12 protein-coding genes are annotated in these 14,400 nt (G+C 45.8%); all 12 read left to right on the forward strand.

Features of this window, described 5'->3' with window-relative positions; translation table 11 throughout:
• The first annotated feature begins 20 nt into the window (after window positions 1-20).
• On the forward strand, window positions 21-485 hold the full coding sequence (gene bslB / locus NZD81_RS13110; RefSeq protein WP_040081494.1) for a biofilm surface layer hydrophobin BslB: 465 nt from the start codon (window positions 21-23) through the stop codon (window positions 483-485).
• A 175-nt stretch (window positions 486-660) separates the two neighbouring features.
• Entirely contained in the window at window positions 661-1,935 is a 1,275-nt protein-coding gene (rocG, locus tag NZD81_RS13115) for a glutamate dehydrogenase (RefSeq protein WP_014665807.1), read from the forward strand.
• A gap of 232 nt (window positions 1,936-2,167) precedes the next feature.
• Window positions 2,168-3,715 (forward strand): L-glutamate gamma-semialdehyde dehydrogenase, encoded by a 1,548-nt coding sequence (gene pruA / locus NZD81_RS13120; RefSeq protein WP_069150532.1) that lies wholly within the window; start codon window positions 2,168-2,170, stop codon window positions 3,713-3,715.
• A gap of 73 nt (window positions 3,716-3,788) precedes the next feature.
• On the forward strand, window positions 3,789-5,489 hold the full coding sequence (locus NZD81_RS13125; RefSeq protein ID WP_282373775.1) for a M20 family metallopeptidase: 1,701 nt from the start codon (window positions 3,789-3,791) through the stop codon (window positions 5,487-5,489).
• A complete protein-coding gene (locus tag NZD81_RS13130) occupies window positions 5,489-6,901 on the forward strand; it encodes an amino acid permease (protein WP_041521444.1) in 1,413 nt (470 codons plus the stop codon). The genes NZD81_RS13125 and NZD81_RS13130 overlap by 1 nt, the downstream gene beginning before the upstream one ends.
• 207 nt (window positions 6,902-7,108) lie before the next feature.
• Window positions 7,109-8,347 (forward strand): MFS transporter, encoded by a 1,239-nt coding sequence (locus tag NZD81_RS13135; protein WP_014665803.1) that lies wholly within the window; start codon window positions 7,109-7,111, stop codon window positions 8,345-8,347.
• Window positions 8,348-8,498: 151 nt separating this feature from the next.
• Window positions 8,499-9,113 (forward strand): prephenate decarboxylase, encoded by a 615-nt coding sequence (bacA, locus tag NZD81_RS13140; RefSeq protein ID WP_040081502.1) that lies wholly within the window; start codon window positions 8,499-8,501, stop codon window positions 9,111-9,113.
• Window positions 9,103-9,810, forward strand: a complete 708-nt coding sequence (gene bacB / locus NZD81_RS13145) for a 3-((4R)-4-hydroxycyclohexa-1,5-dien-1-yl)-2-oxopropanoate isomerase (RefSeq protein ID WP_014665800.1) — start codon at window positions 9,103-9,105, stop codon at window positions 9,808-9,810. Before bacA ends, bacB begins: the two co-directional genes overlap by 11 nt.
• Window positions 9,811-9,812: 2 nt before the next feature.
• The gene (bacC, locus tag NZD81_RS13150) at window positions 9,813-10,574 is read left to right on the forward strand and encodes a dihydroanticapsin 7-dehydrogenase (protein WP_282373774.1); all 762 of its coding nucleotides are present in this window, start codon (window positions 9,813-9,815) and stop codon (window positions 10,572-10,574) included.
• 17 nt (window positions 10,575-10,591) lie between these two features.
• Complete coding sequence (gene bacD / locus NZD81_RS13155) at window positions 10,592-12,010, forward strand: alanine--anticapsin ligase (protein ID WP_040081504.1); 1,419 nt, start codon at window positions 10,592-10,594, stop codon at window positions 12,008-12,010.
• On the forward strand, window positions 12,007-13,191 hold the full coding sequence (gene bacE, locus NZD81_RS13160; protein ID WP_040081505.1) for a bacilysin exporter BacE: 1,185 nt from the start codon (window positions 12,007-12,009) through the stop codon (window positions 13,189-13,191). The genes bacD and bacE overlap by 4 nt, the downstream gene beginning before the upstream one ends.
• A complete protein-coding gene (gene bacF, locus NZD81_RS13165; RefSeq protein ID WP_040081506.1) occupies window positions 13,192-14,391 on the forward strand; it encodes a transaminase BacF in 1,200 nt (399 codons plus the stop codon).
• The last annotated feature ends 9 nt before the right edge of the window (window positions 14,392-14,400 follow it).

Genomic DNA, 14,400 nt, shown 5'->3' on the forward strand with positions numbered 1-14,400 from the left:
TGATTTGAGGAGGAAATGTCATGTTAAAAAGAACTTCATTCGTATCTTCATTATTGATCAGTTCAGCTGTCTTACTATCAATCTTGCTTCCTTCAGGCCAAGCTCATGCACAGTCTGCATCAATCGAGGCAAAAACGATCAACAGCACAAAAGAGTGGACCACTTCTGATATTGAAGTGACATATAAACCAAATGCGGTGCTTTCTCTTGGAGCGGTAGTATTTCAATTTCCTGACGGGTTTCATGCTACGACAAGAGATTCAGTAAATGGAAGAACACTGAAAGAAACACAGATTTTAAACGATGGAAAAACAGTCAGACTCCCGCTTACGCTTGATTTGTTAGGCGCATCCGAATTTGACCTCGTCATGGTGCGCAAAACTCTTCCGCGCGCAGGCACTTACACGATTAAAGGCGATGTAGTAAACGGTTTGGGAATCGGCAGTTTTTATGCTGAAACGCAGCTGGTGATTGATCCCCGTTAATCGATAGATTTGTAGTCAGAGACTGAGATGTTTTCAGTCTCTTTTTTTGTGGATTCAAAAGCTGGTACGGATCTTGCATGATCATATGGTGAATCCAATGAAGAAAGGAATTGGCGGGCTGATTTTTTAAAGCGCTTACATTACAGCCGGCCAAAAAAACAATGAGGTGAAAAAGATGTCAGCAAAGCAAGTCTCAAAAGATGAAGAAAAAGAAGCTCTTAACTTATTTCTGTCTACCCAAACGATCATTAAGGAGGCCATTCGGAAGCTGGGGTATCCGGGCGATATGTATGAACTCATGAAAGAGCCGCAGAGAATGCTCACTGTCCGCATTCCGGTCAAAATGGACAATGGGAGCGTCAAAGTGTTCACAGGCTACCGGTCACAGCACAATGATGCTGTCGGTCCGACAAAGGGGGGCGTTCGCTTCCATCCAGAAGTCAATGAAGAGGAAGTAAAGGCATTATCCATTTGGATGACGCTCAAATGCGGGATTGCCAATCTTCCTTACGGCGGCGGGAAGGGCGGTATCATTTGTGATCCGCGGACAATGTCATTTGGAGAACTGGAAAGGCTGAGCAGGGGGTATGTCCGTGCTATCAGCCAGATCGTCGGTCCGACAAAGGATATTCCAGCTCCAGATGTATACACCAATTCGCAGATTATGGCGTGGATGATGGATGAGTACAGCCGGCTGCGAGAATTCGATTCTCCGGGCTTTATTACAGGCAAGCCGCTCGTTTTAGGCGGATCGCAAGGACGGGAAACGGCGACGGCACAGGGCGTCACGATTTGTATTGAAGAGGCGGTGAAGAAAAAAGGGATCAAGCTGCAAAACGCACGCATCATCATACAGGGCTTTGGAAACGCGGGTAGCTTCCTAGCCAAATTCATGCACGACGCGGGCGCGAAGGTGATCGGGATTTCTGATGCCCATGGCGGGCTCTACAACCCGGACGGCCTTGATATCCCTTATTTGCTCGATAAACGGGACAGCTTCGGCATGGTCACCAACTTATTTACTGACGTCATCACAAATGAGGAGCTGCTTGAAAAGGAATGCGATATTTTAGTGCCTGCCGCGATCTCCAATCAAATCACAGCCAAAAACGCACATAACATTCAGGCATCAATCGTCGTCGAAGCAGCGAATGGACCGACAACCATTGACGCCACTAAGATCCTGAATGAAAGAGGCGTGCTGCTTGTGCCGGATATCCTGGCGAGTGCCGGCGGCGTCACGGTTTCTTATTTTGAATGGGTGCAGAATAACCAAGGATATTATTGGTCGGAAGAAGAGGTTGCAGAAAAATTGAGAAGCGTCATGGTCAGCTCGTTCGAAACGATTTATCAGACAGCGGCAACGCATAAAGTGGATATGCGCTTGGCGGCTTACATGACGGGCATCAGAAAATCGGCAGAAGCATCGCGTTTCCGCGGATGGGTGTAATTTTCGGATTTGAAGCCAATGCAAAATAATTTTGCGTTTTTCTTTGTAGGAAGGGCAAAAACCGCAAAAATAATTTGCTTTCAAGCTCGGAAAAAGAGAAAGGTGATCACCTGTTAGACAAATTTCTGTTCGATTCAACAAGCTTTTTCAGCAAAAGACAAGAAAATGGCATGATTCTTGCATTTTTATTCATATGCGAAGATATATTTTCATAACACGAGGGGGACTACATATGACAGTCACATACGCGCACGAACCATTTACAGATTTTACGGAAGCAATGAATAAAACAGCATTTGGGGAGTCATTGGCCTTTGTAAACACTCAGCTTGGCAAGCATTATCCGCTTGTTATCAATGGAGAAAAAATTGAAACGGACCGCAAAATCATTTCTATTAACCCGGCTAACAAAGAAGAGGTGATTGGGTACGCGTCTACAGCGGATCAAGAGCTTGCTGAAAAAGCGATGCAAGCCGCATTGCAGGCATTTGAATCCTGGAAAAAACAAAGACCGGAGCACCGCGCGAATATTCTCTTTAAGGCAGCGGCTATTTTGCGCAGAAGAAAGCATGAATTTTCAAGCTATCTTGTGAAGGAAGCGGGAAAACCGTGGAAGGAAGCGGATGCGGACACGGCTGAAGCGATAGACTTTTTAGAGTTCTACGCGCGCCAAATGTTAAACCTTAAGGAAGGGGCTCCGGTGAAGAGCCGTGCTGGCGAGTTCAATCAATATCATTACGAAGCGCTTGGCGTCGGCATCGTCATTTCACCATTTAACTTCCCGCTTGCAATTATGGCGGGAACAGCGGCGGCAGCGATTGTGACAGGAAATACGATTCTCTTAAAACCGGCTGACGCAGCACCGGTAGTGGCAGCAAAATTTGTCGAGGTCATGGAGGAAGCGGGCCTGCCAAACGGTGTTCTGAATTACATTCCGGGAGATGGAGCGGAGATCGGTGATTTCTTAGTTGAGCATCCGAAGACACGATTTGTCTCATTTACAGGTTCCCGTGCAGTCGGCTGCCGGATTTATGAGCGAGCCGCCAAAGTGCAGCCGGGCCAAAAATGGCTCAAACGGGTAATTGCTGAGATGGGCGGAAAAGACACAGTGCTTGTCGACAAGGACGCTGATCTTGACCTTGCTGCATCCTCTATCGTGTACTCAGCATTTGGGTATTCAGGACAGAAGTGTTCTGCGGGCTCCCGCGCGGTTATCCATCAGGATGTCTATGATGAAGTGGTGGAAAAAGCTGTGGCGCTGACCAAAACGCTGACTGTCGGCAATCCAGAAGATCCTGATACGTATATGGGACCCGTGATTCATGAAGCATCCTACAACAAAGTGATGAAATACATTGAAATCGGCAAATCTGAAGGCAAGCTATTGGCCGGCGGAGAAGGCGATGATTCAAAAGGCTACTTTATTCAGCCGACGATCTTTGCAGATGTTGATGAAAACGCGCGCTTAATGCAGGAAGAAATTTTCGGCCCGGTTGTTGCGATTTGCAAAGCGCGTGATTTCGATCATATGCTGGAGATTGCCAATAACACGGAATACGGATTAACAGGCGCGCTTCTGACGAAAAACCGTGCGCACATTGAACGGGCGCGCGAGGATTTCCATGTCGGAAACCTATACTTCAACAGAGGCTGCACCGGAGCAATTGTCGGCTATCAGCCGTTCGGCGGTTTTAATATGTCCGGAACAGATTCAAAAGCAGGCGGTCCCGATTACTTAATTCTTCATATGCAAGCCAAAACAACGTCTGAAGCTTTTTGATTTGAGAGAAATCAAATCGTGCGATTCTTGAGCGAATCGCACGATTTCAACTTTTTGATCAGGAGGACAATTTATGCAGTATACAAAAATCAGTCACATGAATCCGGCTGAAAGAGTGGAGGCGCTGACTGCATCTCTGGTCAGCCTCAGCAGTGTGAACGGCACCGTTGGAGAAGGGACAAAAGCGGATTTTATCAAAGAAGTGATCACGAGCTATCCTTATTTTCAGAAACACCCCAGTCATGTGTGGGAACAGGCCATTCCCAATGACCCATACAATCGCAAAAATATTTTTGCGTTTATTGAAGGATGTGGAGAAAGCCGAAATACAGTCATTTACCATGCCCATCTTGATACAGTCGGAATTGAAGATTTCGGCCCTTTAAAGGATATCGCTTTTGATTGTGAGGAATTGGCGGAGTATTTCAGCCGCTATGAGTTCGATCAGGATGTTCAGCGGGATGCCAAATCAGGCGATTGGATGTTCGGAAGAGGATCTGTCGATATGCAGAGCGGCATCGCCGTACATTTAGCCAATCTCCTGCATTTTTCGGAGAACCTTGAAACATTGCCGGGAAATGTATTGTTTATGGCAAATCCCGATGAGGAGAGCCAGCATTCGGGCGTGCTCGCCAGCATTTCAGAGCTGAACCGGCTAAAAAAAGAAAAACAGCTTCACTATCTGGCTGCCATTAATACGGATTTTATTACCCCGCTTTACGATGGTGATCAGACAAGATATATCTATACTGGAGCCGCGGGAAAACTACTGCCTTGCTTTTACATTTACGGCCGTGAAGTCCATGTTGGCGATACACTGGCAGGGATTGACCCGAATTTCATTTCAGCTGAAATCACAAGCCGTCTCCACAATAACATTCATCTGGCAGAAAAGGTTGAAGGAGAGTTGGTTCTGCCCCCATCCTGTTTGTATCAGCGTGATAACAAGGAATCCTATAATGTGCAAACGGCTGTCAGCACAAGCTTGTATTTCAATTGTTTTATTTATGAAAGAACAGCAAAAGAAATGATGGATTTGCTTATTGAAGTCACTGAGGAAGCATGCCGGGAAACAGAACAAAAATTATCAGACTATTATGAAGAATATGTAAAAAGAGCCAACCTGCCAAAGAAACATTTATCATGGGGCATCCAAGTGTATAGTCTGGAGCAATACTTAGAAAAGCTGAGAAACCGGGGAATTGATCCCGAACAGTGTATTGAGCAGACATTCAAAGCCAACGAGCACCTTGAACTTCGTATGAGATGCTTTCAGGCAATCGAAGAGCTTCAAAAGCTTGACCCCGATCAAGGCGCAAAAGTCATTCTATTTTACGCACCTCCTTACCTGCCGCATAACTATTTGAAAGAAGATAGCACAAGAGATCAGCTTTTGCAGCATGTGATTAAAGAAGCGGCTGACAAAACCGCTGCATCGACAGGCGAAACATTTGTCTTCAAAAAGTTTTTCCCCTACTTGGCAGACGGCAGTTTCTTATCGCTGCATGAAACCGATGACGAAATTGATTCTTTTATCAGAAACTTCCCTGGGTGGAATATGATTGGAACCATTCCGTTTAAAGACATACGCAAGCTGAATATTCCATCCATTAATATGGGCGTGTATGGAAAAGACGGCCATAAATGGACGGAACGAGTCTATAAACCATACACATTTCATGTATTGCCTTTCCTCATACAACAAACCACCGTCCATCTTTTGCAAAGCTACCGGATGACCATCACGGCAAAAGAATCAAAGGAGGAAGGATGATGCAGAATCATAAAAATGAATTGCAGCGCAGCATGAAAAGCAGGCATTTGTTTATGATTGCTTTGGGAGGGGTGATTGGCACAGGGCTGTTTCTAGGCTCCGGCTTTACCATTAGCCAGGCGGGACCGCTCGGCGCCATTGCTGCGTATATCATCGGCGGATTTTTAATGTATCTCGTCATGCTTTGTTTAGGAGAATTGGCTGTTGCCATGCCGGTGGCCGGATCGTTTCAGGCCTACGCCACTAAATTTCTGGGACCGTCAACAGGCTTTATGATCGGCTGGCTGTATTGGTTCAGCTGGGCGAATACAGTAGGTTTGGAGCTGACGTCAGCAGGCATTTTGATGCAAAGGTGGCTGCCCTCCGTTCCGATTTGGATATGGTGTCTCGTGTTTGGGATTGTCATCTTTTTGATTAATGCGCTGTCTGTCAGAAGCTTTGCAGAAATGGAATTTTGGTTTTCAAGCATCAAAGTGGCGGCGATCATCTTATTTATCGTGATTGGCGGAGCCGCTGTGTTTGGCTTGATTGACTTTAAAGGCGGACACGAAACACCCTTTTTGTCTAACTTTATGACTGACAGGGGACTTTTCCCTAATGGGGTGCTGGCCGTTATGTTTACGCTGGTCATGGTGAATTTCTCCTTTCAGGGCACGGAGCTTGTCGGCATTGCGGCAGGGGAAAGTGAAAGTCCGGAAAAAACACTGCCAAAGTCCATTCGGAATGTCATTTGGCGCACGCTGTTTTTCTTTGTGCTGGCAATGTTCGTCTTGGTTGCCATTCTTCCGTACAAAACGGCGGGCGTTATTGAAAGCCCGTTTGTAGCGGTGCTCGATCAAATCGGCATCCCATTTTCGGCAGATATCATGAACTTTGTCATCTTAACGGCGATTTTATCTGTTGCCAATTCGGGTTTGTATGCGGCGTCGCGCATGATGTGGTCACTTTCATCAAATCAAATGGGCCCCTCCTTTCTCACCAGACTGACAAAAAAAGGCGTGCCGATGAATGCCCTGCTGATTACCCTCGGCATTTCCGGCTGCTCGCTGCTGACAAGTGTCATGGCCGCAGAAACAGTGTATTTATGGTGTATCTCAATTTCGGGCATGGTGACAGTTGTTGCGTGGATGTCCATTTGTGCGTCGCAATTTTTCTTTCGCAGACGTTTCCTCGCTGAAGGCGGAAACGTGAATGATCTGGAGTTCAGAACGCCGCTTTATCCGCTAGTCCCGATTCTCGGATTTTGTTTATACGGATGCGTGTTGATCAGCCTTATTTTCATTCCGGATCAAAGGATCGGCTTGTACTGCGGCGTGCCGATCATTATTTTCTGCTATACGTACTATCATCTGAGCATCAAAAAGCGTATCAAACATGAACCGGCAGAAAAAGAACAGGCAGAGGCGCAATAGGAAAAGCTCTCCGGGAGACCGGAGAGCTTTTTGGTATGTTAAAATCAGTTGATTTTCAAAATGAAACAAGGAAATCCGTATTGGGATTTAAATGAAAATAATTAAAAATGTAAAGGTTTCGTTCGAATTGTAAATGATGAAAAAACAATGCTAAACTATAATACAACTTTATGATAAGAAGATTATGGAAGAGGTGTTTGAGAAAGAATGAACAGCAATCAAAACAATGACATCAAAACAAAACATCATTTTCCGCTATTGTTAGCACTGGCTTTAACGATGGGGGTATTTGCGGCCGGATCAGAAGAGCTTGTGATCTCACCGCTGCTGCCGGATTTAGCAAAAGCCTTCAGCTCAGATGTCAGTGTCCTTGCATTATCTATCAGTATTTACGGCATTATGATTTTTATCGGTGCGCCGCTTTTGGTTCCATTAGGCGATAAATACTCCAGAGAACTGAGTTTATTGGCCGGGCTTATGATCTTTATCATAGGAACAGTGATATGCGCTTTGAGTCAAAATATCTTTTTCTTCTTTTTAGGCCGGGCGCTTTCGGGATTGGCTGCCGGAGCGTTTGTGCCGACCGCTTACGCCGTTGTCGGTGATCGTGTTCCTTATACATACCGGGGCAAAGTGATGGGGCTGATCGTTTCAAGCTGGTCGCTGGCGCTGATTTTTGGAGTGCCGCTCGGATCATTTATCGGCGGAGTCCTGCATTGGAGATGGACATTTTGGATTTTCGCCTTGATGGGCGTTTTCGTCGTCCTGCTGATTCTCCTTGAAATGCGCCGTCATGCCCAGCATCAAACAAGCGGCGAGGAAGAAAAAGAAGAGCCGGCAGGAACATTCCGGGATGCGCTGAAAGTCCCGCGTGTACCTGTTTATATCACGATAACCTTTTGTAATATGATTGGATTTTACGGTATGTATTCCTTTTTAGGCACCTATCTTCAGGACGTTTTTACCGGAGGAAACACAGCTGCGGGCTTATTTATCATGATTTACGGAATCGGGTTTTCCATGAGTGTCATTACAGGAAAGGTGGCCGACCGCATCGGAAAAATGCGCTCCCTTTTGATTGCGCTGGGGGTCATCAGCGTTCTGCTGGCATGTTTACCATATGCGCCGGCGTCAATGTTTCTGTTAATTGTCAGCCTATTTATATGGGGATTAATGCAAAGCTTGACGGTGACGCTGCTCAGCACCATTTTGAGTGATTGCTCAGAGCGTCATCGCGGAAAAATCATGGTGTTTTACAGTCTCGCCTCGAATCTGGCCGTGACATTAGGATCTGCTTTGATGGGACCTGTCTATGTGGCATACGGCTATGCAGCCGTCGGATGGATTTGCGCCGCCATCACAGTGCTCGGATTTGTACTCAGTGTATTCGCATATAAAAAATACGGCAAGCATGAGCAGAAGGCCGATCAGTCCTTATCCCAATAAACAAAGTTTCTAAATTCCTATAATTAAAAACCCTTTTTAAAGGGTTTTTTTGTTTGTATGGGAATAATTATCAATATTTTCAAAAAACATTGACAGTTCAATTTCCGCTGGATAAAATTTACTTAAAATTTTAAAAGATTGGTTGGTGCTCATGATTATATTGGATAATAGCATTCAGACAAAAAAAAGAACTGATTCACTATCCAAACTCATTACAGTCAACACGCTCGGCCCTGAGGGGACAAGCAGTGAGTACGCAGCAAAGCATTTCATTTCCAATTTTACTCTTCTACAAGGGCTGAACAGTAAATTGTCCTTGCATGATACTTTTGAATCATGCATTGAAAGGACACTTCAAAGCCCGCTGGAATATACCATCGTCCCACACGCTTATGACGGCATTAAGCATTTCTACATGAGGCCGGATTTGCAGCTATTGCAGATCTTCAGGTGCGATACACCGATGTACGGCCTGGCTGTTCGTCCTGATTTTGAATTCAGAGACGATATGCTTGATACATCTGTTGTTGTTTCACATCCATCACCTATTAATCTAATCAAGTATTTTACCCGCAAAGATGTACGTTTCAAACTGGTCAATTCGACCAGCCAAGCTGCAAGAAAAGTAAAAGAAGGCTTGTATGATATTGCCTTAACCAATGAGCTTGCAAGGCAAAAGTACGGGCTAACCTTTGTAAAAACATTCAAAAGCATTCCAATGAGCTGGTCATTATTTGGAAAAGGAGACGTTGATGATGAAAACTAAAGAAGATATGCAGGAGCTTTATTTCCCGACTCCGAAATTAATTGAATGGGAAAACGGAGTGAGACAGTATTCAACCGTACGAGGAGATACTGAAGTATTAATGTCTTACGTTCCGCCGCATACCAATGTTGAACCCCATCAGCATAAGGAGGTTCAAATCGGCATGGTCGTTTCCGGCGAGCTGATGATGACTGTCGGAGATGTGACAAGAAAAATGACAGCCTTGGAATCTGCCTATATCGCGCCGCCGCATGTGCCTCACGGGGCAAGAAACGACACAGACCAAGAAGTGATTGCTATTGATATCAAGCGGCTGAAAGCTGATGAAACCTATACAAGTCCTGAGGACTATTTTTTGGATATTTTCAAAACAAGAGACCTGCTGCCGGGCATGGAAGTCACGTTCTTTGTTGAGGATTGGGTAGAGATTATGCTTGCCAAAATCCCTGGAAACGGCGGAGAAATGCCTTTCCATAAACATCGCAATGAACAAATCGGCATCTGCATCGGCGGCGGCTATGACATGACGGTCGAAGGCTGCACAGTCGGGATGGAATTCGGCACAGCTTATTTCTGTGAGCCTCGTGAAGATCATGGTGCCATCAACCGTTCAGAAAAAGAATCAAAATCGATTAATATCTTCTTCCCGCCGCGCTATAACAGGGCAAAGGCAAAAAAAATGAAGGCGGATGAATAATCATGAACCTCACCGATAAAACCGTCCTCATAACAGGAGGCGCATCAGGGATTGGTTATTCGGCGGTTCAGGCTTTTTTGAACCAGCAGGCCAATGTGGTTGTGGCGGATATTGACGAGAAGCAGGGAGAAGCAATGGTACGGAAAGAAAATAATGACAGGCTGCACTTTGTGCAAACGGACATTACAGACGAAGCTGCCTGTCAGCACGCTGTTGAATCGGCGGTCGATACATTTGGCGGGCTGGATGTATTGATTAATAATGCAGGCATCGAAATCGTGGCGCCCATTCACGAGATGGAGCTCAGCGACTGGAACAAGGTGCTGCAAGTCAATTTGACCGGCACGTTTTTAATGAGCAAACACGCACTTAAGCATATGCTGGCTGCCGGCAAGGGCAACATCATTAATACATGCTCAGTCGGCGGACTCGTGGCATGGCCTGATATTCCTGCCTATAATGCCAGCAAAGGCGGCGTTTTGCAGCTGACTAAATCAATGGCCATTGATTATGCGAAGCATCAAATTCGCGTGAACTGCGTATGCCCGGGGATTATCGACACACCGCTGAATGAAAAATCATTCCTTGAAAATAATGAAGGCACACTTGAAGAGATCAAAAAAGAAAAGGCAAAGGTAAATCCGCTGCTGAGGCTGGGGAAACCCGAAGAAATCGCAAATGTGATGCTGTTTTTAGCCTCGGACTTATCAAGCTATATGACCGGAAGCGCCATCACCGCAGACGGAGGATACACCGCACAATAGAGAAGGAGTGTTTACATATGGAGAGAAAAACAGTATTGGTCATTGCTGATCTTGGAGGCTGCCCGCCGCACATGTTTTATAAAAGCGCTGCTGAAAAATATAACCTGGTCAGCTTTATTCCAAGGCCTTTTGCAATTACAGCCTCCCACGCAGCATTGATTGAAAAATACTCGGTCGCGGTCATAAAAGATAAAGACTATTTTAAGAGTTTAGCTGATTTTGAGCATCCTGATTCTATTTACTGGGCGCATGAGGACCATGACAAGCCTGAAGAAGAGGTTGTCGAGCAAATCGTCAAGGTTGCCGAAATGTTTGGGGTGGATGCCATCACAACAAACAATGAATTATTCATTGCCCCGATGGCGAAAGCCTGTGAACGTCTGGGTCTGAGAGGTGCCGGCGTGCAGGCTGCCGAAAATGCCAGAGATAAAAATAAAATGAGAGACGCTTTTAATAAGGCTGGCGTCAAATCAATCAAAAACAAACGTGTTACAACTCTTGAGGATTTCCGTGCCGCACTTGAAGAGATCGGCACACCTCTTATTTTAAAGCCTACATACTTAGCGAGTTCAATCGGCGTCACGCTGATTACGGATACTGAGACGGCAGAAGCAGAATTTAACAGAGTCAATGACTATCTGAAGTCGATTAACGTGCCAAAGGCGGTTACGTTTGAAGCGCCGTTTATCGCTGAAGAATTTTTACAGGGTGAGTATGGAGACTGGTATCAAACAGAAGGGTACTCCGACTATATCAGCATCGAAGGCATCATGGCCGACGGTGAGTATTTCCCGATCGCCATTCATGACAAAACGCCGCAAATCGGATTTACAGAAACATCCCACATTACGCCGTCCATTCTGGATGAAGAGGCGAAAAAGAAAATTGTCGAAGCCGCCAAAAAGGCAAATGAAGGTCTTGGCCTGCAAAATTGCGCAACACATACAGAGATCAAGCTAATGAAAAACAGAGAACCGGGTTTAATTGAATCGGCAGCCAGATTCGCCGGCTGGAATATGATCCCTAATATTAAAAAGGTTTTCGGCCTTGATATGGCGCAATTATTATTAGATGTCCTTTGTTTCGGAAAAGAGGCCGATCTGCCTGACGGATTATTGGATCAAGAGCCTTACTATGTCGCCGACTGCCATTTGTACCCGCAGCATTTCAAACAAAATGGCCAGATTCCTGAAACCGCTGAGGATTTGGTCATTGAAGCGATCGATCTGCCTGACGGGCTTTTAAAAGGGGATACTGAAATCGTTTCTTTTTCGGCCGCAGCGCCAGGCACTTCAGTTGATTTGACACTGTTCGAAGCTTTCAACTCCATCGCTGCATTCGAACTGAAAGGCAGCAATTCACAGGATGTCGCTGAATCAATCAGACAAATTCAGCAGCATGCGAAGCTGACGGCAAAGTATGTGCTGCCAGTATGAAACAGCTGAAACCCAACTCTAAATACTTGCTTTACGGGCAGGCGCTATCTTTCATGGGAGACTATTGTGTTCTCCCTGCCCTGCTCATTTTGTCTACATATTATCACGATTATTGGGTGACGTCCGGGGTCATCGTGGTCAGAAGCATTCCGATGGTGTTCCAGCCGTTTTTGGGGGTTCTGGTCGACCGGTTAGACAGAATTAAGATCATGCTGTGGACGGATATTATCAGAGGCATCATTTTTTTGGGGCTCACATTTCTTCCAAAAGGCGAATATCCGCTCATTTTTCTGGCTCTGCTGTTTATTTCTTATGGAAGCGGCGTGTTTTTTAATCCGGCCCGTCTTGCCGTCATGTCGTCCTTGGAATCAGATATTAAAAGCATCAACACGTTATTTGCAAAAGCGACAACCATCTCCATTATCGTCGGGGCGGCTGCCGGAGGGCTCTTTCTGTTAGGCGGATCTGTGGAGCTGGCTGTGGCCTTTAACGGTGTGACATACCTGATTTCGGCATTTTTTATCAGCCGTATCAAACTGCAATTTGTGCCGATTCAATCTGAAAACATCAAAGAGGCCTTTCAGTCTTTTAAAGAAGGACTCAAGGAAATCAAAAGCAATGCATTCGTATTAAACGCCATGTTTACGATGATTACAATGGCTGTGCTGTGGGGAATTGTGTACAGCTATTTTCCGATTGTCAGCCGCTTTCTTGGTGATGGGGAAATCGGCAACTTTATCCTCACATTCTGCATCGGCTTCGGCGGCTTTATCGGGGCGGCGCTTGTCAGCAAATGGGGCTTTAACAACAATAGAGGCCTGACGTACTTTACCGTTTTATCGATTGTTTCGCTGGCGCTGTTTTTATTCACGCCGATATTCGCTGTTTCTATCATCGCGGCGATCCTCTTTTTCATCGCGATGGAATACGGGGAAGTGCTTGCAAAGGTGAAGGTTCAGGAGAATGCGGCAAACCAGATTCAAGGGCGCATTTTTTCAGTAGCCGAAGCGTCTATCGGATTATGCATTTCTGTTGGTTCAATGTTAATCAACGTCTTCAGCGCTCCGGTCATTATGGGGCTGATTGTTGTGATTGTATGCGGATTGTTTCTGCATACGAAGCTTGTTAACAAATCGTTTTTGGAACGGGATAACAAAACGGAGCAAAAAGGAGTCTTTTAGATGGAAATAACACCGTCCGATGTCATCAAGACACTTCCAAGGCAGGAGTTTTCTCTCGTTTTTCAAAAGGTAAAGGAATTGGAAAAAACGGGGGCCCACATCATTAATCTCGGACAAGGAAACCCTGACCTTCCCACTCCGCCGCATATCGTCGAGGCTTTGCGGGAGGCATCTCTGAATCCTTCGTTTCATGGATACGGCCCATTCAGAGGTTATCCTTTTTTGAAGGAAGCAATCGCTGCTTTCTATAAAAGAGAATACGGCGTGACAATCAATCCTGAAACGGAGGTCACCCTTTTCGGAGGCGGGAAAGCCGGTTTGTATGTGCTGACACAATGCCTGCTCAATCCGGGAGACATCGCTTTAGTCCCGAATCCAGGCTACCCTGAATATTTATCAGGGATTACGATGGCGCGAGCTGAGCTTTACGAAATGCCGCTGTATGAAGAAAATGGCTATTTGCCGGATTTTGAAAAGATTGATCCAGCCGTGCTGGAAAAAGCGAAGCTTATGTTTTTAAACTATCCGAACAACCCCACTGGAGCTGTGGCCGATGCGGCTTTTTATGCAAAAGCGGCTGCTTTTGCGAAAGAGCATCATATCCATTTGATTCATGACTTTGCATACGGGGCGTTTGAATTCGATCAAAAACCGGCCAGCTTTCTTGAGGCAGAGGATGCCAAGGCTGTCGGAGCAGAGCTTTATTCATTTTCAAAAACATTTAATATGGCAGGCTGGAGAATGGCGTTTGCGGTTGGGAATGAAAAGATCATTCAGGCCGTCAATGAATTTCAGGATCATGTATTTGTCGGCATGTTCGGCGGGCTGCAGCAGGCGGCGAGTGCGGCGCTTTCCGGAGATCCGGAGCAAACGGAATCGCTGAAACGAATTTATAAAGAACGAATTGACTTTTTTACGGCGCTTTGCGAAAAGGAATTGGGCTGGAAGATGGAGAAGCCAAAAGGAACCTTTTACATATGGGCTGAAATTCCGAATACGTTTGAGACATCTCACCAATTTTCCGATTACTTGCTGGAGCATGCCCATGTCGTAGTCACACCGGGCGAAATTTTCGGAAGCAACGGAAAAAGGCATGTCAGAATCTCAATGGTGTCGAAGCAGGAGGATCTGCGGGAATTTGTTATGCGGATTCAAAAACTGAACCTGCCGTTCGGGTCATTACAAGAAACATCCCGCTAAAAAGCGGGA

Source organism: Bacillus sp. B.PNR1, assembly GCF_030386235.1.
GTDB lineage: Bacteria > Bacillota > Bacilli > Bacillales > Bacillaceae > Bacillus > Bacillus stercoris.